Genomic DNA, 26,644 nt, shown 5'->3' on the forward strand with positions numbered 1-26,644 from the left:
CCGCACAAATCAACAGAGTGCCATAATCAATAATTAGCTTTAACATAGCCTTTGTAAAAAAAGACCTTCAGTTGAAGGTCTTTTAGTTTCCCCATCTCATGTGTACGCTTAGAGTACAGCAGGACATGGGACTGCTTGGATCGGGGTGGGCGGTAAGCTCGAAAGTTATACCGGTTGGTGTATATTTTGTTTCCACCGGTACTTTAAGTCCAATCGTTTTGATTAATTTATCTACTTCAGTTTTGTTTCCCTGCTGAGCAAAAGTCATTAACTTTACATCAAAATCTTCATCACCTAACCGGTCCAACAGGATACTGCCTTGGTCCATTAGTAGCCGATAGGATTTAATGGACTTCGTGAAAATATTTACATCCACCTGAGGATACTGCCTGGTTACTGGGGGATACAAATAATATCCTGGGTAAGCAGGGGGCTGAGGGTATGGCGGATAAGGATAGTGGTAATAGTACATCATAACGCTCCTTCCATAGTAAAACACAAGGCAATATACGGTATGTATGTTGGACTTTTTTGGTTACAAGTAAAGAGCGCCTGGAGTTTGGCTCCAAGCGCTCTTAAAGTATTAGAATATATGAATATTACCGCTAGATACGGAAACATTTATTTGATTCTTCCCGGAACCGTGTGTTCCCTTCAAACTCTTTTTATCCGATCCATTAGTGGTTAATGGAAAATCACTCGAAATATTTCCACTGCTCACTTCGCCATCTAAGTTGAAATCCGCATTATCAGGTAAATCAAGATTTACATTTCCTGAGCTAAGCTCAATGTCAATCGGATCATTAAGTTTATCCATTTGCATGGTGAACCTTCCAGATGACACATCTGCGTTAAGTGCGCCTGTAAAGTGGTTAACCTCTAAATTTCCAGAACTAAGGTCAAAGGTGCTTGATTTAGTCTTTAATGTATCAATTTTAACATTGCCTGAAGAACCATCATGAGTAAACTCATTCACTTCTAAATGATCAATATTTACATTCCCAGAACCAATATCTAAAGAAAGGTCATTTAATTTCATCGACTGTCCGGAGAAATTTAAGCTGCCCGAACCAATCTGAATGGTCATATTACGGTTATAATCTTCAGGAATATAGATTTTAAGGTTTCCTTTATCAGAGAAGGAGAACCAATTAAACATTTTCCGTTTTGTTTCCACTACTAATCTGTTGTCTATTTCTTTCACAATGAGCGAGCCCTTCCCTTTTAAAACGGCTTCAACATCATCACGGTTTTCAGGAATAATCGTCGTTTTTACTCCGCCCACACTAATATCAATGGTTTCTATTGTCTTTGATAACGCAGCTCTCCCATCTTTATTGCCTCCAAATGCAAAACCATCAAATTGGAAAGATTGATTAAATACGATATATAACCCAGTGATGATTAATAGGAGAATCACAATCCTCTTCATCTAAATCCCTGCCCTTCATTTCTAATAGCTTAATCATAAGGGATTTTTCATAAACCACCAATGAACCTAAGATTTAATTATGTCTAAGGCTTGCGACGTATAATGGCAGACAAAGTGGAAATCCTTTTCGATTTCCGAACCATTAATAGTGTGATATTCTTTGTATTGGAGGTGTTGACCATGACATTAAAAACTATTACCCCTAAAGAACTTCATGAGAGAATAATAGGTGAGGATCAGATTATTCTTCTTGATGTTCGAGCAGTCGAAAAATACAAAGAACTCCATATCGAAGAACCCCACGTGGTGAGCCTAAATATTCCCAAGACGGAAATATTCAATCTTGAAGAAGATCTGGTTCTTTCACAGCTGCCTAAGGATCGTCCGGTGGTTGTTACCTGTACAACTGGAAACTCAGCAGCAAAGTGTGCAAAGATTCTTGATGGTCTTGGCTATCAAGTTGAAGTTTTAGAAGGCGGCCTTACCGCTTGGAAGGAATATAGAAAATAGCTTGGAGAGAAGCAATATGCTGCTGATGTTAAATAAACAACTAGAAAAAATAATGCCTTTAATCACTCCCGCGAGTGTTGTATTGGGTGTATTACTTTCTATCTATATTAAGGACTTTTCGTATTTAATCCCTTGGATATTTGCCTTTATGACATTTGCTGGGAGCTTGAACTCCAATTTCAAATCATTATCTGATGTGGTGCGTCATCCAATTCCAATCTTTGCTGCAATGATTTTATTACACATACTCATGCCAATTTGGGCTTGGGGTATCGGGCATATTACTTTCCAAGACGATATCTTTACCATTACCGGTATTGTGTTAGGCATGGCCATTCCAACTGGTATAACTAGCTTTGTTTGGGTTTCAATTTATAAAGGAAATATCCCGTTGACCTTATCCATTATCTTAATTGATACCATTCTTTCACCGTTGATTGTTCCTTATTGTTTATCCTTCCTAATAGGTGAAAAAATTGAAATGGATATGCTCGGAATCATGAAAGGCTTAGTTGGAATGATTGTACTGCCTTCTCTCCTTGGAATGCTGCTTAATCAATTTTTAAAAGGCAATGTGACAAAAAGGTTGAGCGCGACTTTGGCGCCTTTTTCAAAAATCAGTATCGGAATTGTTGTCATGCTTAATGCTGCAGTCATTGCGCCTTATTTAAAAATAATAAATTTGAAATTAATAAGTATCATACTTGTAGTCTTTTTTATTGCCGCCACAGGTTATGTGTTTTCGTTCTTCATTGGTAAACTTATCAGAAGTGACCGGGATACGGTGGTATCTTTGACCTTCTCGGGCGGAATGAGAAATATAAGTGCAGGTGCTGTTATTGCGGTCACTTATTTTCCACCAGCAGTAGCGGTTCCAGTAGTTGTCGGTATGCTGTTCCAGCAGGTACTGGCTTCTTTTACAGGATATGTTATGGCCCGTTATTTTAACAAGAAAACCTTATATATAAATCTTAAAGGTGTTAACAAGAACGAAGGAATATGATACTCGAGGCACTTCAAGTAGAAGTGCCTTTTTTGATTGTAAAACTTCGATTATGGGAAAAGTAAATGGAGAAAATTGATTGACATGAAACCAAAAGGTTTTATATAATACAGAAAGTGAAACCAAATGGTTTTATATTAAAATGAAGGTAGGAGAAACTCTTGGAAAATACATTACAAGATATCAAACAAACTATTGTTATTAACGCACCTATACAAAAGGTATGGGATCAGGTATCAACTTCAGAGGGTATTGAAGCCTGGTTCATGCCAAATGACTTTAAGCCAGAAGTAGGCTATGAATTTCATATACAATCCCCATTTGGTCCATCACCATGTAAAGTGACTGAATTTGACCCTCCTAATACTCTGTCTTTTATTTGGGATACAGATGGCTGGTTTTTATCATTTATCCTGAGAGAGTTAGACGGCAAAACAGAGTTCACCCTAATCCATGGCGGATGGAAAGCAGCGGATGAAATTGTTGGAAAAGCAGGACAAAAAGCTTCTGTTATTCGTGAACACATGTCTCATGGCTGGACAGGCATCCTTGAAAAACTTCGTCAGCTTTTGGAGAATTAAGTGTCAGCTTCAGCACAAAAGCATGATGTTTTTCAAGCAATTGCAGACCCAACCCGGAGAGAAGTATTAAGAATGCTTGCGGAAAAGGAATTACCTATCTCAGAAATAACCTCTCATTTTCCAATCAGCAGAACGGCCGTTGCCAAGCATCTTCAAGTCCTATCGGAAGCAGAATTAGTCAGCGGAAGGAAGGTAGGAAGGGAAAAAATTTATCGTTTGCACCCAGAGCCGTTAACTGAGCTAAAAGATTGGCTGTCCTACTACGAAAAGTTTTGGGAAAACAAACTTTCGATCCTTAAACATATCGTTGAAAACCCTAGTATGAACGTTAATAAATCAGATGAAACCGACAAGAAGTAATGTCGGTTTTTTTGTATGGGAAAAGTCGTTGGAACAATTAATATTGGTTTAGGTTTACAATTGGTCTTCCAAAGTCAAAAATAGAAATAGCGGCACATTAAGTGTCGCTATTTTATTGACATGATACATTGATTTATGATATTTAAATAATGTTGATGTTAGCACTCTTAAGGTGAGAGTGCTAATAGTTCAAAGTATCTATTAAATTATAATGAGTAAGGAGAGGTTTCTATGGCAAAAAAGCAGTTTAAAGCTGAGTCTAAAAGGCTGTTAGAAATGATGATTAACTCTATTTATACACACCGTGAGGTATTTTTACGAGAGTTAATCTCTAATGCAAGTGATGCGATTGATAAAATCTACTACAAAGCATTAACAGATGACGCATTAAGCTTCGACAAGGACAGTTACTTTATTAAAGTAATTCCTGACAAGGAAAATAGAACCTTGAAAATTATTGATACTGGTATTGGAATGACAAAAGAAGAACTTGAGACAAACCTTGGTACGATTGCCAAGAGTGGATCTTTAGCCTTTAAAAAAGAAACAGAACTAAAAGATGGCTATGACATTATTGGCCAATTTGGTGTCGGCTTCTATGCTGCTTTCATGGTGGCAGATGTTGTAACTGTAATAAGTAAGTCATTAGGCAGCGAGGAAGCTTATAAGTGGGAATCGAATGGAGCAGAAGGTTATACCATCGAGACTGCCGATAAAGATTCTATTGGTACTGAGATTATTCTTAAAATCAAAGAAAATACCGAAGATGAAAACTATGATGAGTTTATAGAAGAGTACCGTTTAAAGTCAATTATCAAAAAGTACTCTGACTTTATCCGCTATCCGATTAAAATGGATGTGTCTAGCAGCAGACCAAAAGAGGGCAGCGAAAATGAGTTCGAGGAATACGTTGAAGAACAAGTCATCAACAGCATGGTACCAATTTGGAGAAAAAATAAAAACGAACTCACCGATGAAGATTACGCGAATTTCTACGCTGAAAAACGTTACGGGTTTGATAAACCTATTAAACACATCCATATCAGTGTAGATGGGACCATCCGCTATAATGCCATTTTATATATTCCAGAAAAAACTCCATATGACTTTTACTCAAAGGAATTTGAAAAAGGCTTGGAGCTCTATTCAAATGGTGTTTTAATTATGGACAAGTGTGCAGACCTGCTTCCAGACCATTTTAGCTTCGTCAAAGGAATGGTGGACTCTGAGGACTTATCTCTTAATATTTCTCGTGAGATGCTGCAGCATGATCGCCAATTAAAGCTCATCTCTAAAAACATTAACAAGAAAATTAAAAGTGAATTACAAAGCCTCATAAATAATGAACGTGAAAAATACGAAGAATTCTTTAAATCGTTTGGCCGTCAATTAAAATATGGCGTTTATAGTGAATTTGGAGCGAATAAAGAAGTATTACAGGACCTCATCATGTTCTACTCATCTAAAGAGAAGAAGCTGGTTACTTTAGATGAATACGTATCAAGAATGCCAGAAGAGCAAAAGTATATTTACTATGCTTCCGGTGAATCGATTGAAAGAATCGACAAACTGCCACAAGCAGAGTTCGTCTCTGAAAAAGGCTATGAGATTCTATACTTCACTGAGGATATCGATGAATTTGCTATCAAGATGCTCATGACCTACAAGGAGAAAGAATTTAAATCCATCTCTAGTGGTGACCTCGGAATTGAAGGGGAAGAAACTAAGAGCGATTCCGAAACAGAAGAGAACGAAAGCAAAGAAATCTTTGACTATATGAAAACTATTTTAGCTGATAAAGTCAAGGATGTTAGAGTTTCTAAAAGGTTGAAATCTCATCCTGTCTGCTTGGCAACTGAAGGTGATATCTCCATCGAAATGGAAAAAATCCTTGCAGCCATGCCTGATAATCAGAATATCAAAGCAGATAAGGTGCTTGAGATTAATAAAAATCATGAAGTGTTCCAATCCTTAAAAGAAGCATTTGAAAATGATAAAGGAAAGCTCGATCTGTATACGAAGTTATTATACAATCAAGCCTTGCTGATTGAAGGACTTCCTATCCAGGATCCAGTGGAATTTACAAATGATATCTGTAAGATAATGGTATAATCGATTCGGATTTCATTCTAATTTTTTATTGGATACGTTAAAAAGAACACATGTACTTGCTGCCGCTCTCACACAATAGGAGGGCGGCATTTTTTAAAACAAGTGTGTAGATTTTGGTTGTTGGGTTGACTGTACAAGTATTGATGATATAATTTAGAAATAAAAGAATGTTAGTATGGCTTGGAGGCAGAGTAAAAAATGGAACCATTGCAGCATGAAAGTTTAATTCCGTTATACCATCAATTAATGGAAAGATTAAAGGCTTCGATTGAAAAAGAACATTGGACACCAGGTGATAAAATTCCATCGGAAAATCAACTAATGGACCAATTTGGTGTAAGCCGAAACACAGCAAAGAAGGCAATTGAGGAGCTCGTGCAGGCCGGAATTCTTTATCGCATTCAAGGAAAAGGAACCTTCGTGGCAAAACCGAAATTGCAGCAGTCTTTGATGGGGTTCTATAGCTTTAGTAAAGTATTAAAAGAAAAGGGATTGAACCCAAAAGATATCATTCTGAAGATTGAAGAAGTAAAACCAACTGCAAAAATCCGGGAAGCGCTTCAGCTAGGAGAAGGTGAGCATGTGATTGAAATGAAACGCCTTCGCTGTGCCAATGATGAGCCATATATCTTGGAATCATCTTTTATTCCAAAAGGTGTAGTTTCAGATCCGGAGCAGCTTAAGAATGTGGGTGAAATATCCTTATATGATTTATTTTTGCAGCAATTCAACATCGTTGTAACCAGAGCAAAAGAGGCATTTGAACCCGTCCTTATCCGTGCTGACGAAAGTGAATATCTTCAAACGGAAGAAGGCAGTCCGGCACTGCTACTCGAACGAACAGCCTATGATTCCGAGGGATCACCTGTTGAATTTTGTATCTCCATCGTCCGTGGCGATCGCTGTCGTTTCTATACTGAACTAACATAAACGTTGAAAAACTCATAGCATTTTGTCTATGAGTTTTTTAATTGTCTTTAAAAATAAAATTTAAGTTGATGGGTTGACAGGTTAACGCTGGGGAGGTTATATTCGAATTAGCAAAATTTTCAGTTAAGAAATGCAGATTTCTAATATAAACCAGTACAACAACCCGCTAATGCGCAGGGTGGAAGGACGGCCTTTTTTAGAAAACGTAAAATTATTTTAAAGAAATTTCTGAAGTGAGGGAAAATTTGTTATCCTATAAAAAAAGCGTTTAAGTTCAACCTAAGAGGTGTTTTAGTAGTGGCAAGATTAAAAGATATTGCGGAATATGTTGGCGTTTCTATTTCCACGGTTTCAAGAGTGATTCAAAATGATCAGACTAGAAATGTGAATCCGGAAACGAAAGTGAAAATTTGGGAGGCAGTGAAGGAGTTAGGGTATATTCCAAATCAGCACGCTCGAAATTTAGTGATTAACAAGCAAGATAAGAATAAGACAAGAACAATGAAAATTGGCTGGGTAGCCAATCCAAAATCAGCTGAAACGAACCCTTACTTTGCAACTATTTATACAGGTATACGTGATACATTAGCAAGTAATGATTATACTCTTATTAGTATTACCAAGGATGAAATCGAAAATGAGACGCTGCTTCTTAAGACAATTCATGAACTAGGGATTGAAGGACTGCTTCTAATCGATAAGATTGAGGACAGTCTTATCGAATATATTCAGCAACAAATTCCTGTAGTAGGGCTGGACTTTTATTATTCAGATAAAAATATGGCCATAGTAGACTATGATCGCAAAGCCGCCATCAATTCGGTCGTTCAGTACTTTGTAAAACAAGGACACCGGGACATCGGGTTTATTGGCGGAGGTGTTGATGACACTATTGATGATTTGTCTCCGGAACATCGTTTTAAAGGGTTTCAGCAGGCTATGGTAGAAGCTGGACTAGCGATTCAACCAGAATGGGTCATCAATACAAAATGGAAAATGGAAACCAGCTATCAGCAAATGAGGAATTTGCTAATGCAGGAGCCGCCGCATTTGCCGACCGCTATGGTTTGCGCGAGTGATTTAATGGCCATCGCTGCAATAAGGGCTGTTAGAGAAAGTAATCTTAGAATCCCTGAGGACATAGCTTTTTTTGGTGTGGATAATCTTGAAATGGGAAATTATTCATCACCACAGCTTTCAACGATAGAAATCCCCAAGTATGAAATGGGAAGAATGGCAGCCAAAACGATTATGGAAATGGTAGAAGAGGAAGTAAAACTTCCGATAAAGATGATTTTACCGTTTGAATTGGTCATTCGTGAGTCTTCAAAAATAAAACGAACCTAAAAGGTTCTTTTTTCGAGACTGTCTGGAAAACGTTTGGATTAAATAGGGAAAACATATGGAAAATCAAAATTATTAATAATAGGAGCGTTTAACATGAAACCACTAACAGCCATTTTGATCGGAGCAGGTGACAGAGGGGGAAGGGCTTATGCGCCTTATGCCTTAGAGTATCCGAATGAATTAAATGTTATCGGTTTGGCAGAGCCAAACAAAGAAAGAAGAACCAGAGTTCAACAGGACCATCATATTTCTGCTGAAAATTGTTATGAATCGTGGGAAGAGGTATTGAATCAAGAAACAAAAATCGCCGATATTGCCATTATCTGCACACTTGATCAAAATCATTTCAAGCCTGCCATAAAGGCATTGGAATTGGGTTATCATGTTCTTTTAGAAAAACCAATGTCTCCAGATCCGATTGAGTGCATTATGATGGAACGTGCTGCTCAAAAGTATAATCGCCAGCTTACTATCTGCCATGTCCTAAGGTATACGGAATTTTGGGCAACGATTAAAAAGATTATTTCTAAAGGGGACATTGGGGAGGTCGTATCTTTGCAACTAAATGAAAATGTGGAAGTCATGCATATGTCTCACAGCTTTGTCCGTGGAAATTGGAATAATAAGGGCAGGACGAGTCCGATGATCCTCCAAAAATCTTGTCATGATATGGATATTATTTCTTTTGTGATTGGCAAGGATTGTAAACGAGTTAGTTCATATGGTTCGCTCATGCATTTTAAGGAGGAAAATGCCCCAATTGGAGCACCAAAAAGATGTCTAGATGGCTGTCCTGCCGAAATGGAATGTCCTTTTCACGCGGGCAGGTATTATCTTGGGGAAGGTAAAGGCTGGGCAAGGAAATTTACAGAAGATGATACAAACGAAGGCATCATAAAGGCATTGCAAGAAACACCTTATGGAAAATGTGTATTTCGCTCCGATAATGATGTGGTCGATCATCAGGTGGTCAATATGGAATTCGAGGGTGGAGCAACAGCAACGTTCAGCATGTGCGGTTTTACAAGGGAACAAACTCGGATTGTTCAAATCATGGGAACAAAAGGAGAAATACGTGGAAATATGGAGGAAAACCGTATATCCATCTTTGATTTCCTCACAAGACAGGAAACAGTCATCCATTTTGACAACCCCATTGGAGGACATGGCGGGGGAGATCTAGGCATTATGAGAACCTTCCTAAGAGAGATTCAATATGGAAATAAACAAGAGAGTGTTTCTTCCGCTTCTGCATCCGTAAGAAGTCACCTAATGGCATTTGCTGCTGAAGAATCCAGGTTAAATCAAGGTCAATCTATTGATATTGATGAATATTTTACTAGTTTTGCTGGAAGTGTTAAAAGTTAAAAGAATCTCCCAATATTAAAAGTTATCTAATTTAGGGAGGTGGTCATCGTTAAAATTAGTGTTTATTTGCTTTTTCATAACAGACTATAAGAGTTAGTAATATTGTAAGGGTTATCATTCGAGAGAAGGTCATCATACTATTCATGTCTAGCAGTAATTTTTAAAAAATCTACTAAACATTTAAGAGAAGGAAGGGAAACAAGATGAAAAAGTGGCTTATCATGCTTTTAACTGTATTGTTAGGATTACTGGTGTTAGCGGGATGTAGTGACAGTGATACCACCTCAGGAAATTCCAAAGATGGAAAAGTGGAAATAACGTACGGCTTTTGGGATAAGAAACAAGTCCCTGCGATTGAAGAAATTATTAAACTATTTAATGAAAAGAATCCGAACATTAACGTGAAGATTGAGCTAACCCCTTATGGCCAGTACTTCCAGAAGCTTGAAACAGCTGCAACGGGGGGAGCATTGCCAGATGTTATGTGGATGAATGGTGCTCATGTTGAGCAATATGCGGAAGGGAAGGTCATTCTCCCGCTTAGTGATCTTGCAAAGGAAGATAACTATAGCTTGGATAATTATCCGGAATCTTTAATTGAACTCTACACGGTTGATGGAAAATTATATGGCATTCCAAAAGACTTTGATACAACAGGATTATGGTACAACAAAAAGATCTTCGATGAAGCGGGTGTGCCATATCCAGATGATACATGGGATTGGAACCAGTTAAAGGAGGCTGCCAAAAAGCTGACAAATAAAGATAAGGGTATTTGGGGCTATGCTGCTGTAATGGGTAACCAAGGTGGCTATTATGATTTCATCTGGCAAAATGGCGGTTATATTATTTCCGACGATCGAAAATCGGTAGGCTTTGAACAACCGGAGGCGATTGAGGCACTTGAATACAATATTAGTTTTATAAAGGAAGGTTTATCTCCAACACAGGCTCAAATGACGGAAACGGCTGCGTCTGAACTATTCACTTCAGGTAAGGTTGCGATGATGTTTGATGGTCCTTGGATGGTTCCAGATTATAAGAAAAATCCTGATTTGGATGTTGCTGTGGTACCGAAAGGAAAACAGCGCGCGGTTGCGATTCACGGGTTATCCAATGTGATTGCTGCCAATACAGAACATAAAGACGCGGCATGGGAGTTTGTCCAATTCCTTGGATCCAAAGAAGCTGCGGAAGTGTTTGCGAAAACAGGAACCGTTATTCCTGCCTTTAATGGTACACAAGATGCTTGGGTACAAGCTGTTCCTACTTTAAACCTTCAGGCCTATATTGATGGTGTAGAATATTCGGTCCCACTGCCTAGTGTGAAAAGCACCGGGGAAATTTGGCAGTACGAAACGGATTCTCTTAAAAAAGCTTGGAGTGAGGAAATAAGTGTAGAAGATGCTGTAAAAGAGTTATCGAAAAAGGCAAATGAGGCTTTATCTAAGTAATTATAAAATTGAAGAGGAGACTTGTTTCTTCTCTTCTCTTTTCTAAAAAAGGAGGGAATATTATGAAGGAACTTCCTCTAAATGTTGAAGTGAAAACGGATAATAAAATTAAGATTTCTACTTTTGTGAAGACAAGGAAACGCTCCGATTACTTTTGGGCATATCTCATGATTGCTCCGACCATGTTAGGCTTGTTTATTTTTTATCTGTGGCCAATCATTCAAACCTTTTACTTTAGTTTTACGGAATGGGGAGCATTTGGACAGTTTGAGTGGACTGGGTTAGATAATTATAAGAGACTGCTTGAGGATACCAATCTCTTAAAATCATTTAAGAATACGGGAATTTACATCATTTTTACTGTCCCCATTGGAATTTTCTTATCTATTTTAGTAGCTGTTCTCTTAAACCAGAATATTAGGGGGAAATCGGTTTATCGCACATTATATTTCTTACCCGTCATTACGATGCCGGCTGCGATCGCCATGGTATGGAAATGGCTTTATAATTCTGATTACGGTCTTCTTAACTATCTTTTATCCTTGATTGGAATTAAGGGCCCACAGTGGGTAAGTGATCCGAAAATTGCCCTATATTCAATCATTGTAGTAGCCATTTGGAGTGGAATTGGTTATAACATGGTCATTTTCCTTTCCGGATTACAAGGAATTCCGAAGACCTATTATGAAGCAGCGGAAATAGATGGGGCAAGCCCCATCAGGGTGTTCTTTAAAATTACCCTGCCACTGCTGTCACCGATTATTTTCTTTGTAAGCATTATGTCATTCATCGGGGCTTTTCAGGTGTTTGATTTAATCTTCATGATGATAGGCAAAAGCAGCACAGCCTTGGAAAATACACAATCAATCGTTTACTTATTTTATCAGCATGCTTTCGTATTGAACGATAAAGGATATGCAGCCGCCATCGCAGTCCTGCTATTAATAGTGATTCTGATTATTACAGCGATTCAAATGGTTTTACAGAAAAAATGGGTTCATTATGACTAAAGGAGGGAGAAGTATTGGAAAGAACGAGACAGCTCGTGAAAAGTAAGACATTCCTTATTCATCTCGTCCTCATTGTGGGATCGGCAGCAATGGTTGTGCCTTTTTTATGGATGATCCTTACATCATTAAAAACCTATGCTGAGTCTATTCATGTTCCGCCTGTTATTATTCCAGAGGATTTCCAATGGGGGAACTATAAAGAGGTTTTTGGGCTGCTGCCATTTTTTAAGTTTATGTATAATACCTTTATTGTTACCATCTTACGGACAGTTGGACAGTTGTTTTTATGTTCGTTAGCCGCCTATGCCTTCGCCCGCATTGAATTTCCAGGCAGGAATTTTTTGTTTATGTTAGCGTTATCTGTTTTAATGGTTCCGGGGCAAGTGTTTTTACTGCCGCAATATATGATTATGGTGAAATTGGGCTGGTTGAATTCATTGCAAGCGGTCATTGTTCCTGGTTTGTTTAGTGCCTTCGGTACGTTCCTGCTCCGTCAATTCTTTATGGGGCTTCCGAAAGAACTGGAAGAGGCAGCCAGGCTTGATGGCTGCAACCATTTCCAAATTTACTGGAAAATCATGCTTCCTCTCGCTAAACCTGGTTTAATTGCATTGGGGATTTTCACTACTCTTTGGAGTTGGAATGAGTTAATGTGGCCGATGATTGTAAATAGCTCTCCAGAATCTATGACTCTTTCTGTTGGATTGTCATCGCTCCAAGGTCAATATTTAACAAATTATCCTATCCTTATGGCAGGCTCATTTTTAGCCATCCTGCCAATGCTGATTTTATTTATTTTCTTGCAGAAGCAATTTATTGAAGGCATTGCCGTATCAGGTGGGAAATAAAAACAATACATACAGCCGGGTACGGTCAATTGTATTGTTTTTTCTCTAGTTTAATAGAAAGTGTAACGTTTGAATCAGGAAATATATAATAAATGGGTTGACCCATCAACCCGATTATTATATATTTAAATTGTTGGAAAATTAACAAAATTCATATTGAAGGGGGAAAGGAAATTTTCATACGAAGAGTGAAAACAATCGTTATTGATTTTTTTGTTAACCATTATTACATTCGGAGGTGGAATATGCTTAGACGTAAAACAAGGTTAAAAAAACTGATGAGCTTTTGCTTATCTGCAGGTATGTTGTTTTCAATGCTTCCAACAGCATCTGCTGCTGTAACTGAAAACGATTCCTTAATAGAAAGTGTTTCGACTAATCAAACCTATAAGACTATTGGAAAAGTAACTAATCTTACGACAGAAGAAAATAACGTTTACTTGGACTTAGAAACAGGAGAAAAAGTAAAAATAAACTTCCTGAAAAATAATGTTTTTCGGCTGCATTTAGACCCAAAGGGTATTTTTGAAGAATATCCTACTCCCAATAAGCCTGAACATGAAACGAAAATTATCGACAAAAATGTTAACGATTACAAACAGGAATATGGAAAAATTGACATTAAGGTCGATGAAAGTGATAACCATGTTTATAAAATATCTACAGATGCCTTAGAGTTAAGCGTAGATAAAACTACTTCAAAGATGAGCCTGTACGATAAAAAAAGATCAAAGATTCTTTGGAGTGAAAGCGAACCGCTAAAACATTCAGACGGGGGTACTGTTCAAACCCTCGATACTAAAGAAAATGAATATTTTTATGGCGGCGGTCAACAGAATGGATTTTATGCCCATAAGAATAACTCCATCAATATTTCCATCGGAGGAGGATGGGATGCGGGAGCTGCCTCAAGCCCAGTCCCTTTCTATTTAAGCACAGAAGGCTACGGAGTTATGCGAAATACCTTTAAGCCAGGCGTTTATGACTTTACAAAAACGTCTACCTTTACTCACAATGAAGACAGATTTGACGCTTATTATTTTGTAGACGATTCCCTTCCAAACATCATTGATGAATATACAGAATTAACTGGAGAAGCAGCCCTTATGCCAAAGTATGGTTTCTATTTAGGAAAAGCGGACTGTTATAATGGAACCCATAATGGCCATAAAGATCAACGAACACTACTGAAAAATGGGTTAAATGCATTAAATGAATATGCGGAGAAAGATATGCCTTTAGGGTGGTTTTTACCAAATGACGGCTATGGATGCGGGTATGGCGGACTTGGTAATTTGGAGCAATTTGTTGATGAGGCAAATGATCAAAAAGTAGAGGTAGGCTTATGGACACAAAGCAATCTCTATCCAGACCCTAATCTACCAATCGAAAGTCCTTTGCGAAGAGATCTTGAAGGAGAAGTTAAAGCTGGTGTAAGGGCAATAAAGACGGATGTTGCATGGGTTGGGCAAGGATACTCTATGGCCTTAAATGCCACACGTCAAGCAGCAGAAGGTATTGAAAAATATTCAGGCGGCGCGCGTCCATTTGTCATTTCACTTGATGGCTGGGCGGGTACACAACGTTATGCCACATTATGGTCAGGCGACCAATATGGAGGTAATTGGGAGTATATAAGAATGCATATCCCTACTTACATTGGCGCGGGACTATCAGGAAATCCAAACGTCGGCTCAGATATGGATGGTATATTTGGAGGAGAAGCAAATGTACAGACACGTGATTTCCAATGGAAGGCATTCACTCCTATTCAAATTGATATGGATGGCTGGGCGTCGGGAGGCACTGATTATAGTAAGTCGAAAAACCCGTGGAATTACGGCGAACCGTATGCATCTATTAACAGGATGTATTTAAAATTAAAGTCACAAATGATGCCTTATATCTATACCATTGCCGAGGAATCAACATCAAAATCTATGCCAATGGTTAGAGGGATGATGTTGGAATATCCAAATGATCCGTATACGTACGGGACTGAGACACAGTATCAATATATGTGGGGGCCCAATCTATTAGTAGCGCCAATGTATGATGGAAATTCCAATGCTGCTGAAGTGAGGAACGATATTTACCTCCCGGATAAAGATCAAGTTTGGATAGATTATTTTACAGGTGAGCAATATCAGGGTGGTTCAGTTCTTCATAATTTTAGTGCTCCACTCTGGAAGACTCCTGTATTTGTTAAGGCTGGTGCAATTATTCCAATGGCGCCAGAAAACAATTCTATAAATGAATTGGATGGTTCGGAAAATAGAATATTTGATGTTTATCCATCAGGGAAATCGGAGTTTACCCTATATGAAGATGATGGTAAAACGGTTGAGTATAAAGAAGGAAAAAGTATAAGAACAAAGGTCACTTCTGAGATTACTGGGAACAAAGTTGATATAACTGTTCATGCTGCAAAAGGTGAGGGCTATAAAGGCATGGTAAAAGAGCGGGGAACAGAAGTAATTGTTAATACTCGTGTAAAGCCAAAGAACATACATCAGGTTAAGATTGATAATAAAAATATTAAATTACGTGAAGTTACGACTGAAGAGGAATATCAAAACTCTGAAAACGTGTACTTCTATAATGAACATCCAAACTTAAACAAATATTCTACAGAAGGTTCACCATTTGAAACGACTGAAATTATTACATCACCAAAGTTATATATTAAGGTTGGAAAAACAGATATCACGGAAAATGATATCACTTTTACAGTAAATGGCTTTGATAATACGCAAAAGCGAGAGGTAGTGGATGAAGCGGTACCAACTATTCCATCTGTACTTCATGCTGAAGAGGCAAACATTACAGACCAGGATATTACATTAAATTGGGATAAAGTTGAGGGAACGAATACTACTTACGATTTAATGATTAATGGTATTGTCCATACAAATGTGTTTAAGTCAAGTGATAGTCAGCAAATACCATTTTTCCTTCATTCAGGATTAACATTTGACTCAGAATATTCTTATCGAATCAGAGCAACGAATACAAAAGGATCATCTGCCTGGAGTGATGAGATAAAAATAAGAACGAAGCTTGACCGCTACAGAAATGTCCCTAAAAATATTACAGCAAAAGCTGATAGTCAACAGCCGGGGCAAGAAGCATCCTTAGCTGTCGATGGAAAGGATGAAACCTTGTGGCATACTGCATGGGGAGATTCGGGCAATAAATTGCCACATACCTTTGAGATTGATATGAAGCTAGCTTATGAGTTAGATAAGCTTGAATATGTGCCTAGGCCAGACGCAGGGAATGGTACGATTTTAAAATACAATTTAGACGTAAGTCTGGATGGCAAAACCTATAAAAATATCATTACTGATGGAACCTTTGAGAGAAGCAAAGACACGAAAGTAATTGATTTTAACGAAATTATTACGGCAAGGTATATTAAGTTGACCATTACCAGCTCTGTAGGAGGCTTTGGCAGCGCCCATGAATTTAGGCCGTACAAAAGGGACAAAACAGAAGGAACGGTTGTTGGTGAGAATATACCAAACGGAACAATTGATGAAGCTGATCTGCTCTTCTTTTCCAGCTATATGGGAGTTGACGAAACGGATACAGCTTGGGGACAGGTGTCAAGAGTTGATATTAATTTCAACGGTGTCATTGACTCCTACGATTTAATGTATGTAGCTTCCCAATTGGGTCAACCGCTGCTTCAGCCAACAGGGAGACCAGTTGCCGGACGAGTGGATATTAGGCCTGACAAGCAGCAGTTAAAAGCGGGTGAGGAGTTTACGGTGGAAATTATTGGAGCCGGGCTAAAGGATATCAATGCTTTTAACGTGGAACTTAAGCTGGATCCAAACAAATATGAATTAATAAAACAGTGTAACCCTGACGGGACTTGTGGGGATAACATTGTCTCCCCATCCAGCGAAGCCATTAATATGTTGAATTATTCTTTGCTTGCCGGGATTGGAAATGCTGAACAAAGAATCATGGCCGCGTTTTCCAACAAGGGAACACAACAGACATTAGAAGGCACCAAGACATTAGCCATGGTTAGGTTAAAGGCTAAAAAAGACTTAACTTTCGATATGTCTATTACAAGATCACTGCTGGTTAATACAGCCTTTGATACGATTGATAAAATTGGCGAGGTGCTAAATCCTGATCAAGAACCGGGAGCGGTTGACCAACCGCAGGAGCAGAAAGAATTACAATTATCAAATAAAGATATGACGGCTACGGGGGAAGGAGAAAAGATGCAAGGCGGTGCAGCTGCATTTGCCAAACTCATAGATAGTGAGATCAGCGAAAGTTCTTTGGCAGAATTGAAATGGTCGATCACAGAAAGTGATGGAATTTCACTGCCGCTGCATGTGGATATTAACCTTAATAAACCACAAGAAATGACTAAATTTATCGTGTATAATCGCCCGCAGTATACGAATGGCAAAATTAAAAAACTTAGTGCTAAGGCATACACGGAAGCTGGAATTGTATATGATTTAGGGGCAAAAACGGTGCTATTTGACCAAAAATCGGTCACGTTTGACCTTGCTGCAGCTGGGATACCTTCTGGGACCAAATTTACAAAGTTAGCGTTAAACTTTGAGGAATCACACAGCGGGCCGCTTATGTTGTCTGTTTCAGAGGTAGAGGTTTTTGTAAAGAATCCTGCCTATGTGGCTGAATAAGCATAAAGGTTTTGTATTACATTAGTGATGTCAAAGTTAACCCATTAACGTGTTAACCCTAACATGAAGGAAAGTTTAGACAGCTCAGGATTTAATTCTTTGAAGTAAAAAATCGTGAAGGTATATAACAATCCCCAAATTCAACACAATCAGAAATAGATGAGGCTAATTCTGATTTCACCCAAAACTATGAGGATATATTATCCAAGCTCAAGAAAAGAGCCAATAAGAAAATTTAGTAGATGTAATGGCAACGGTACACGGAGAGAAAAGGAATCTATAAGATGATGATTTCTTTTCTTTTTTTTGAATTGTGCTGTTGACCCATCAACCCAATTGGTTTATATTTTAATTGTTAGAATAGTTTGTATTTAAATATAATAGAGGGGGAAATTAAATGGGAAAAAGGATTAGCAGTATGATTTCGATCCTGTTAGTCGCAGTTTTATTACTAGCTGCATGCAGTAGCAAAAGTTCTTCTTCAGAGAAAACCACAATTAAGTATTGGTCTATGTGGAACAAAGGGGAACCGCAACAGGTTGTTATTCAAAAGATCATTGATGAATATGAAGATGAAAATCCAAATGTTAAAGTGGACGTACAGTGGATGGGCCGTGAAGTTATGTCTAAAGTAAGAAATGGGGCTTTAAGCGGCGATGCGCCTGACCTCACAGAGCAATCTGGGGCAGAGGTTGAAGGAGCATTAATTAATAACAAGTTAGTAGAACCCTTAAATGATTTACTCTCTATGAAGATTCCAAATGAAGAAACAGAATTTCAAGAAGTATTTATTGATAACATTCTTCCATTCTACCAAAAGGAAGGTAATACTTATTTTATCCCATATGAAATCATCAGCTCTGGTTTTCATTATGATGAAAACCTTTTTAAGAAATTTGGAGTTGAACCCCCAGCCACTTGGGAAGCGTTTGTGGAAATCAATAAGAAGTTTAAAAGTGAAGGTTTAGCACCACTTGCACAGGATGGCAATATCGATTTTTACAATGCTTATTACTATTACTGGTTAGTAGAACGCTTGATGGGTCCTGGTGCTCTTGTAAAGGCAGCTGGAGATAAGACAGGGGAAACATGGTCTCAGCCAGAATATTTGGAAGCGGCGAAAAAGGTACAAGAGCTTGCGGATAACGAATTCTTTGCAGATGGTTATAAAGGAAGTCAGTACCCTGCAGCACAAACTGCTTGGGCAAGCGGCAAGTCCGCGATGGTTTTAGTTGGAAGCTGGCTGTCCAGTGAAACAGCTGAATATTCTTCTGAGGATTTTAAATATAAAGCTTTTCCTTTCCCTGAAGTTGAGGGTGGAAAAGGAGGCAAGGACCAAGCGGAACTTTACTTAATCGGATGGGTTGCTCCTAAAGGTGCCGACAAAAAAGCGGTTCAAGACTTCTTAGCCTTTGCTATGCAGAAAAAATACCAAGAAGGTATTGTGAAAGATACAAAAAATATTAGTTCAAGAAATGATTTAGAAGCACCAGAAGCATTAGCAGATTTTAGAGATATTGTTGTCAATGCCTCATCCTACCATAAGGAATACGATGGTTTGCAGGCTGAATATCCAGATTGGTGGAAAACTGTATTCTTACCTCTTGATGATAAATTAATTTTCGGCGAAATTAAGGCGGAAGAATTTGTTCAGGAGCTGCAAAAACAAACAAAGGATTACTGGAGTAAAAAATAAATTTGTGGAAGCAGGAGGCGCACGTGTTCTCCTGCTTTCTTTGAAAAAACTAGCTTTGAAAAGGAGGGAGTCATGTGAGATTGGGGAAGAAAAAGCTGACAATACCTTATTTGTTGCCAGCATTAAGCTTATATCTCATTTTTTTTATAGGTCCTGCCATCTATGGAATTTGGATTAGCTTTAATGAGTGGAGTGGTTTTACCGATGATATGAAATTTGTGGGATTAAAAAATTATGGAAAATTAATTGGAGACCCCATCTATTGGCAGTCATTTTTGAATATGATTCTCATTTTATTTGTTGGAGGCCTTTTTGTTTTTCTCATTGGATTTATTTTTACTGCACTGATGAGCCAAGGGGTGACGGCAAAAAGGGCAATCCGCGCGATTATATTTTTTCCGCAAATCATTGCACCTATTGCTTTGGCGGTAGTTTGGAATTATTTATACCGCTTCGATATTGGTTTTTTTAATTCCATTTTAACTTCAATAGGACTTAATCCTGTTAACTGGACTGGTCCTAGCAATATTATGATGTCTGCAATTATTGCTATTATTTGGTATAGTACTGGTTTTTATGCCATTATCCTTTTAGCCGGGGTAGATAAAATCCCTAACACAATTTTTGAAGCTGCACGAGTAGAAGGCGCATCTACGTTTAAAATTTTCACAAAAATTACACTTCCATTAATTTGGGACGTTATGTCCATTGCAGTAATCCTATGGGGAATTAATTCCATACGTTTATTTGATTTCTTGTTTGCATTCGGTGGAGCAGAGCCGCCGACAAGGATGTGGAATACCGCCATGTATCAATTTATTCTTGGATTCGGCCAGCGAACTCCTATTTATCAATTAGGGTATTCAAGTGCGATTGCAGTGACCATGATTTTTGTTGTCTTGTTGTTTGTTGTTACAGGAAGAAAGTTATTTAAACGTGAAGTATACGAATTATAAAGTCATTGAGGCTACACGGAAAGGGGCAAAACAAAGTGAATTCAAACGGAAATAGTGTGTGGTCAGCACTTGGAAAGACATTTATATATGTATGGACGTTATTTATATTATTTATTTTAGGTTGGATTGTCTTAGCATCCCTTAAAACAAATCGTGAATTATTCGAAGGGTTTTGGAGCCTCCCTGACTCATTTCAGTGGAGCAATTATTATACTGCCTGGGTACAGTCTGATCTTGCTTCTTATTTTTTTAATAGCTTACTAGTAGTTACAATTAGTGTACTTGGTATCGTTATTGTGAGTGCACCAGCTGCTTACGTATTATCAAGGTATAACTTTATTGGCAGGGAGTTTTTAACAAATGCCTTTGTTATTGGAATTGGTATTCCCTATCAAGCGGTATTGATTCCGATTTATTTACTGTTAATAAAAATTGGATTAATTAATTCCTTTATTGGCTTGATCATTGTTTATATTGCGTTGTCCCTGCCGTTTACAATCTTCATTCTGACTGGCTTTTTTCAAAGTTTACCTTCAGATGTAGAGGAAGCAGCAGTCATAGATGGGGCAAGTGAAAATGCTATTTTTTGGAGGGTTATGCTTCCGATGGCCCGTCCTGGGTTGGTAACCGTAATGATTTTAAATGCCGTTGGATTATGGAATGAATTTTTACTAGCAAAAGCATATATGAATGTAAATGAAAAATACACATTGTCCGTCGGTTTATACCAATTTTATCAATCGATGCAATATAATTCTGATTGGGTAAGTTTGTTCGCGGGAGTCGTTATTATCATATTCCCAATCCTTATTTTCTATTTATGGTTGTCAGATAAAATTATTGAAGGAATGACTGCTGGAAGTGGAAAATAAAAAATGTCGTTACCACATTGGGTTGACCCTACAAGTTGGTGTGGTATAATAGAATTACTTACAATAATCAAATTATTCTCATAGTCTACTTTCTATGAGTTTTTCTTAGACTATACTTGTACCATTAACCCAATGTTACAAAACGGCGGAATGGACTTCTTGAAGAAAACTCGTCTTCTTATTTACATCAATTTTTTATTCTACAGATAAGCAGGTACACTCGAATAAATCAAAATGGATAGTAGAGGTGTAAGAAAATGAAAAAGGCGATTGGCATTGATATTGGCGGAACAAAGATTGCGGCAGGAGTCATTTCGCAATCGGGGGAATTGCTTCACCGAGCAGAAGTGAAAAGCGATCCTTCCGACCGCGAAAACATGTTTACACAAGTAGTAAAAGCAGTGGAACAGGTTCTAGAAGGAACACAGTTTTCTGATATGGAAGGTATCGGCGTCGGGGTACCAGGCAAAGTCGATCGAGAGAATGGCATCGCCATTTTTCAAAACAATCTACCTTGGCAGCAGTTTCCGATTGCCGACCGGTTACAGGAGCAATTTTGCGCCAAGACAATCACCATTGACAATGATGTTTATATGGCGGCTTTCGCTGAGTGGAAAGCGGCCCAGGGAAAAACGAATGAGACCTTTGTCTACGTGACAATCAGTACAGGAATCGCCTGTTCCATCATCCATCATGGTTCCTTTTTTAGAGGAGCTGGTTTTGCCGGGGAACTTGGGCTGATTCCCGTTCTTTCGAAGGCAGGCAATGCGCGGTTGGAAAAAATTGCAGCTGGCCCTGGGATCCAGAAAATAGCAGGGATTCCAACCAAAGATGTCTTTACTGGATATTTAAACGGGTCACAGGAATTTCAGTCAGTCATCGATGAGGTGACCGACCATTTAGCCCAGGGACTTTATTCTATTTCCTGTTTATTAGATCCGCATAGAATAGTTTTCGGCGGCAGTGTCATAGTGAATAATCCATTTTTGCTTGAGTTAATCAAAGAAAAACTAAAAATTTATCAACTTCCTGAACAGCAGCATCTTATAGACCAAATGAGCATTAGTACATTGGCGCAGAATAATGGTGTTGTTGGTGCGGGATTACGAGTATTCGAGAGATTCTAAAAAGGAGTGGTTGTTTATGTTTACATTAAGTCAAGAAAAATTGGTGCCATTAGGGGCATCAATCACAACAGCGGAGATCAAACAGCAACCTGATTTATGGGCTGAAACCTTTGATTTATACACGAAGAAAAGCAGGGAGATCAAAGAGTTTTTCCTGGAATTGTCAACAAAACACGACAGGGTTCGAATCATCTTTACAGGTGCCGGAACGTCTGCATATGTTGGTGATACCGTCACACCATACCTAAAAGAAAAAGTCGATGAAAAACAGTGGGAATTGCTCAGTATTCCAACAACCACTTTGGTATCCAATCCTTACCAATTCTTAAAATCGGATATTCCAACCTTACTCGTTTCATTTGCTCGAAGCGGCAACAGCCCGGAAAGCGTTGCAGCAGTACAATTAGCTGGGCAAATCGTAACCGATTTGTATCAGGTAACGATTACCTGTGCTAAAAAGGGTCAATTAGCCAAGCGAGCAGCAGGGGATGGAAATAACTTATTGCTATTAATGCCTGAAAAATCGAATGATCAAGGATTTGCGATGACGGGAAGTTATACGTGCATGGCGCTGACGGCTTTACTCGTTTTCGATTCTTTATCGATTGAAGAAAAATCGACGATTGTAAAAACGATTCAGCAAATGGGTGAAAGCGTCATTCAAAGGGAAGATGTCATCCAAGCGATAATCAATCATGATTTTAATCGGATTATTTACCTAGGTTCAGGCAGTTTAGAAGGCCTAGCAAGAGAAGCGCAATTAAAAATATTAGAGTTGACAGCTGGAAAAATTGTCACTGCCTTTGATTCACCGTTAGGATTTCGGCATGGCCCTAAATCATTTTTGAACGAACAATCATTGGTTTTTGTGTTTGTTTCCAACCATCCATATACACGTCAATATGATTTAGATATGTTAAAAGAAATGCAGCAGGACGACTTTGCCAGCTATATATGTGCCATCGAGGTTGATGGTAATACCAATTATGATGGTAACACGTTTGGATTTGGAAGCGAGGCACAGTTCGTTCCAGATGCATACTTAGCATTACCTTTTGTCATGATTGGACAGACGGTTTCCTTGCTGGCTTCAGTAAAAGTAGGTAACAAACCAGATACTCCTTCACCGACAGGCACGGTTAACCGTGTAGTTAAAGGCGTAACCATTTATGAATATCAGTAGGGGAAGAAACATGTCCAAATATATCTTTGCAGATACGTTTTTTCTTGAGGGAGAGGTTGAAGGGCCAGGTTTTTTAGAATTAAAAGATGGAAAATTCGGTGATTTTTCGAAAAATTGGCCCGAAGTTGGTGCTGAAATCATTGATTACGCGGGACATTGGATTGCTCCAGGTTTAGTAGATACACATATTCATGGATTTCGAAATTACGACATTATGGACAATGACTTTGAGGGATTGAATGGGATATCAGAAGGACTGCTTTCCTGCGGAGTTACCTCGTTTTTGCCGACAACCTTAACCTCATCAACCGAAATATTAAATAACGTGGTCAAAATGATTGGTACTCATTACACGCAAGTTTGCGGAGCAAAAATAAAAGGAATTTTTTTAGAAGGGCCGTTTTTTACTGAAAAACATAGAGGGGCACAAAACACGAAATATTTTTCTGATCCATCTATTGAACTATTAAAAGTTTGGCAGAAATTATCCAATGATTCTATTAAAAAAATTGCGATTGCGCCTGAAAGAAATGGTGCAGCGGAATTTATTGAATATGCGGTAGGAGAAAAGATTGCAGTGGCATTAGCCCACAGTGACGCAACATATAAAGAAGCAAAGCAGGCGGTTGAAAATGGAGCTTCGATTTTTGTTCATACCTTCAATGGTATGAGCCCGCTACACCATCGTGAGCCGGGGATGGCCGGGGCAGCGATGAATTTAAAAGATGTTTTTGCCGAAATCATTTGTGATGGACACCATGTTCATCCTGTTGCTGCAAACATTTTAATGAATGCACGTGGCAAAGATCAAACCGTTATGGTGACCGATTGTATGATGGCTGGAGGGATGCCGGAAGGAAATTATCTACTGGGAGAATTCCCAGTTGAGGTGAAAGCCGGTGCGGCCCGAATCGAAGGTGGCAGCTTAGCAGGAAGCATTTTACAGCTGAAAGATGCTGTTAAAAATGTCGTTAATTGGGGGATTGCGACACCGGAGGAAGCAATCTATATGGCAAGTACCGCTCCAGCAAAAAGTATTGGGCTTGATGGGGAATGCGGGAAAATTGCTGAGGGGTACGCGGCTGACTTTATTGTGTTGAATCCTGATCTGGATCTAATTGCGACTTACCTTGATGGTATTTGTCGTTACCAAATACGGAAAGAGGGAGTGCGATGATTTTAGCTGTCACGATGAATCCATCTGTTGATATTTCCTATCCGATCCATGAATTTAAGCTGGATGCTGTGAACCGGGTGGAAAATGTGAGAAAAACGGCCGGCGGTAAAGGCTTAAATGTTACACGGGTGATTGCGCAAATGGAAGAAAAAGTCCTTGCAACGGGTGTACTAGGCGGAACCATCGGTGATTACATCGTCCAGGAATTAAATAAATGCCAAATTCCGAATGACTTTTTGAAAATAGAAAAAGAGTCGAGAAATTGTATTGCTATCCTTCATGAAGGGATGCAAACAGAAATTTTAGAATCGGGCCCAACCTTAACGAAAGAAGAAGGGGCAGATTTTTTAGGGAAATTTGAAGAGCTGTTAGATAAAGTTACCCTAGTGACGATTTCAGGCAGTTTGCCGAAGGGACTGCCGGTGGACTTTTACCAGCAAATGTTAGCCATTAGTCAGAGAAAGGGAATTCCGGTGGTATTGGATTCATCAGGGGAACCGTTACGAGCAGCCTTGTTACATATTAAAAAACCATTTGCGATTAAGCCTAATATTACGGAATTATCTCAGCTGCTCGGTGTGAAAGTGGATAGCAGAATATGCAGTTTGAAACAAGCTTTAGATCATGGGTGGTTTAAAGGGATTGAATGGATTGTTGTCTCGATGGGTGGGGAGGGGGCTTTTGTAAGACATGGATTGGAAGATTATCGGGTAACTCTCCCAAAAATAGACGTGGTGAATCCGGTTGGTTCCGGAGATGCTGTGGTTGCCGGGTTAGCGGTCGCACTGAATCGAAATCAATCGGTTGAAACTGTGCTGAAAACGGCTATGACTACAGGGATGCTCAATACGATGGAAGCCGGTACGGGTTCGATAAACATGGCCAAGTTTGAGGAGTATTTTGATTTGGTAAAAATAGATTGCTAGGGGGAATATCGATGCTAGAATTAACAAAAAACAAGTTGGCCGCTTTAAAACGTTTATCCGATGAAAATGGAATTATTGGAGCCTTAGCAATTGATCAACGCGGTTCATTGAAAAAAATGATTGCCGCAGGAAGTACGAATCCGGTTGGAGATGAAGGGATTATCCGATTTAAAGAATTGGTTTCTGAAGAATTAACTCCTTATTCAACTGCGATTCTATTAGATCCAGAATATGGACTCCCGGCGGCAAAAGTCCGCAGCAAGAACGCCGGTTTATTGGTGGCCTATGAAAAGACCGGATACGATGCAACAGCTGTAGGTAGACTGCCTGATTTATTGCCTGAGTGGTCAGTGAAACGGTTGAAAGAAGCTGGTGCTGATGCTGTCAAATTTTTATTGTACTATGACGTCGATGAGGATGAGAAGATCAATGACTATAAACATGTTTATATGGAACGGGTTGGTTCGGAATGTACGGCAGAGGATATTCCGTTTTTCTTGGAAATCATCTCTTATGATGCCAACATTAATGATGTGAAAAGTAAAGAGTATGCGAAAGTGAAGCCGGATAAAGTGATTGAGGCAATGAGGGAATTTTCCAGACCGCAGTATCAAGTTGATGTTCTGAAAGTAGAAGTTCCCGTGGATATGAACTTTGTTGAAGGGTATACAACAGGTGAAACCCTTTATAGTCAGGAAGAAGCTGCTGCGTACTTCAAAGAGCAAAGTGAGATCACCAAGCTGCCGTTTATTTTTTTAAGTGCAGGAGTAAGCGCTGAATTATTCCAGGAAACATTGAAATTTGCCAAACAATCCGGTTCGACGTTTAATGGCGTATTATGCGGACGTGCCACCTGGAAAGACGGCGTCGACCCATTTGCTTCCGGCGGTGAACAGGCAGGCCGTGAATGGTTACAACTCATTGGTAAAAAGAATATTGAAGAACTAAATGTTGTTTTGAAGGAATCCGGCAGCTCCTGGTTTGAAAAGGTTAAAAATAATAATAGCTTCGCAGCTTATTAAGTTAGTGACTATGTTTTTTAAATAGACAGTTATATGGGAAAAAAGCCATCTATG

22 protein-coding genes are annotated in these 26,644 nt (G+C 38.8%); 20 read left to right on the forward strand and 2 right to left on the reverse strand.

From position 1 onward, the window contains the following. Positions 1-82: 82 nt before the first annotated feature. Both CHI06_RS13405 and liaG read right to left on the reverse strand, forming a co-directional pair. Positions 83-475, reverse strand: coding sequence for a hypothetical protein (locus CHI06_RS13405; RefSeq protein WP_142300957.1), 393 nt, complete (start codon positions 473-475; stop codon positions 83-85). A gap of 108 nt (positions 476-583) precedes the next feature. Next, complete coding sequence (gene liaG / locus CHI06_RS13410) at positions 584-1,432, reverse strand: LiaG family protein (RefSeq protein WP_095249061.1); 849 nt, start codon at positions 1,430-1,432, stop codon at positions 584-586. Between the two features lie 180 nt (positions 1,433-1,612). Here liaG and CHI06_RS13415 point away from each other — a divergent pair, with 180 nt between their 5' ends. The 20 genes from CHI06_RS13415 (at position 1,613) to lacD (ending at position 26,590) form a co-directional block, all read left to right on the forward strand. Continuing rightward, positions 1,613-1,942 carry a rhodanese-like domain-containing protein gene (locus tag CHI06_RS13415; protein ID WP_095249062.1) on the forward strand — a complete coding sequence of 110 codons (330 nt, stop codon included), beginning with the start codon at positions 1,613-1,615 and terminating at the stop codon, positions 1,940-1,942. A 16-nt stretch (positions 1,943-1,958) separates the two neighbouring features. Beyond that, positions 1,959-2,945, forward strand: a complete 987-nt coding sequence (locus tag CHI06_RS13420) for a bile acid:sodium symporter family protein (protein ID WP_095249063.1) — start codon at positions 1,959-1,961, stop codon at positions 2,943-2,945. Positions 2,946-3,106: 161 nt separating this feature from the next. Beyond that, positions 3,107-3,526 (forward strand): SRPBCC family protein, encoded by a 420-nt coding sequence (locus CHI06_RS13425; protein ID WP_095249064.1) that lies wholly within the window; start codon positions 3,107-3,109, stop codon positions 3,524-3,526. Continuing rightward, positions 3,527-3,886, forward strand: a complete 360-nt coding sequence (locus CHI06_RS13430) for an ArsR/SmtB family transcription factor (RefSeq protein WP_095249065.1) — start codon at positions 3,527-3,529, stop codon at positions 3,884-3,886. 231 nt (positions 3,887-4,117) lie between these two features. Beyond that, complete coding sequence (gene htpG / locus CHI06_RS13435; protein WP_095249066.1) at positions 4,118-5,998, forward strand: molecular chaperone HtpG; 1,881 nt, start codon at positions 4,118-4,120, stop codon at positions 5,996-5,998. A 198-nt stretch (positions 5,999-6,196) separates the two neighbouring features. Beyond that, complete coding sequence (locus CHI06_RS13440; RefSeq protein ID WP_095249067.1) at positions 6,197-6,928, forward strand: GntR family transcriptional regulator; 732 nt, start codon at positions 6,197-6,199, stop codon at positions 6,926-6,928. 297 nt (positions 6,929-7,225) lie between these two features. After that, positions 7,226-8,275, forward strand: coding sequence for a LacI family DNA-binding transcriptional regulator (locus CHI06_RS13445; RefSeq protein ID WP_095249068.1), 1,050 nt, complete (start codon positions 7,226-7,228; stop codon positions 8,273-8,275). Between the two features lie 93 nt (positions 8,276-8,368). Then, positions 8,369-9,643 (forward strand): Gfo/Idh/MocA family protein, encoded by a 1,275-nt coding sequence (locus CHI06_RS13450; RefSeq protein WP_095249069.1) that lies wholly within the window; start codon positions 8,369-8,371, stop codon positions 9,641-9,643. Between the two features lie 203 nt (positions 9,644-9,846). Next, positions 9,847-11,097, forward strand: a complete 1,251-nt coding sequence (locus CHI06_RS13455; RefSeq protein ID WP_095249070.1) for an ABC transporter substrate-binding protein — start codon at positions 9,847-9,849, stop codon at positions 11,095-11,097. A 167-nt stretch (positions 11,098-11,264) separates the two neighbouring features. Beyond that, positions 11,265-12,107, forward strand: a complete 843-nt coding sequence (locus CHI06_RS13460) for a carbohydrate ABC transporter permease (protein ID WP_257009279.1) — start codon at positions 11,265-11,267, stop codon at positions 12,105-12,107. Positions 12,108-12,196: 89 nt separating this feature from the next. Then, the gene (locus CHI06_RS13465) at positions 12,197-12,955 is read left to right on the forward strand and encodes a carbohydrate ABC transporter permease (RefSeq protein WP_257009281.1); all 759 of its coding nucleotides are present in this window, start codon (positions 12,197-12,199) and stop codon (positions 12,953-12,955) included. Positions 12,956-13,200: 245 nt separating this feature from the next. Continuing rightward, the gene (locus CHI06_RS13470) at positions 13,201-17,631 is read left to right on the forward strand and encodes a TIM-barrel domain-containing protein (protein ID WP_095249073.1); all 4,431 of its coding nucleotides are present in this window, start codon (positions 13,201-13,203) and stop codon (positions 17,629-17,631) included. Between the two features lie 397 nt (positions 17,632-18,028). After that, positions 18,029-19,327: an ABC transporter substrate-binding protein gene (locus CHI06_RS13475; protein ID WP_095249074.1), complete on the forward strand. Its 1,299-nt coding sequence runs from the start codon at positions 18,029-18,031 to the stop codon at positions 19,325-19,327. A 74-nt stretch (positions 19,328-19,401) separates the two neighbouring features. Beyond that, a complete protein-coding gene (locus CHI06_RS13480) occupies positions 19,402-20,283 on the forward strand; it encodes a carbohydrate ABC transporter permease (RefSeq protein ID WP_095249075.1) in 882 nt (293 codons plus the stop codon). A gap of 35 nt (positions 20,284-20,318) precedes the next feature. After that, on the forward strand, positions 20,319-21,155 hold the full coding sequence (locus tag CHI06_RS13485) for a carbohydrate ABC transporter permease (protein WP_218833099.1): 837 nt from the start codon (positions 20,319-20,321) through the stop codon (positions 21,153-21,155). A gap of 257 nt (positions 21,156-21,412) precedes the next feature. After that, entirely contained in the window at positions 21,413-22,282 is an 870-nt protein-coding gene (locus tag CHI06_RS13490; RefSeq protein ID WP_095249076.1) for an ROK family protein, read from the forward strand. 16 nt (positions 22,283-22,298) lie between these two features. Then, positions 22,299-23,465: an SIS domain-containing protein gene (locus tag CHI06_RS13495; RefSeq protein WP_095249077.1), complete on the forward strand. Its 1,167-nt coding sequence runs from the start codon at positions 22,299-22,301 to the stop codon at positions 23,463-23,465. 10 nt (positions 23,466-23,475) lie between these two features. Then, positions 23,476-24,642: an N-acetylglucosamine-6-phosphate deacetylase gene (nagA, locus tag CHI06_RS13500; RefSeq protein ID WP_095249078.1), complete on the forward strand. Its 1,167-nt coding sequence runs from the start codon at positions 23,476-23,478 to the stop codon at positions 24,640-24,642. Continuing rightward, entirely contained in the window at positions 24,639-25,568 is a 930-nt protein-coding gene (gene lacC / locus CHI06_RS13505; RefSeq protein WP_095249079.1) for a tagatose-6-phosphate kinase, read from the forward strand. Before nagA ends, lacC begins: the two co-directional genes overlap by 4 nt. 11 nt (positions 25,569-25,579) lie before the next feature. Continuing rightward, a complete protein-coding gene (gene lacD, locus CHI06_RS13510; protein ID WP_095249080.1) occupies positions 25,580-26,590 on the forward strand; it encodes a tagatose-bisphosphate aldolase in 1,011 nt (336 codons plus the stop codon). Positions 26,591-26,644: the final 54 nt, after the last annotated feature.

Origin of the sequence: Bacillus sp. 7884-1 (assembly GCF_002272245.1) — a bacterium.
Classification (GTDB): Bacteria; Bacillota; Bacilli; order Bacillales; family Cytobacillaceae; genus Neobacillus.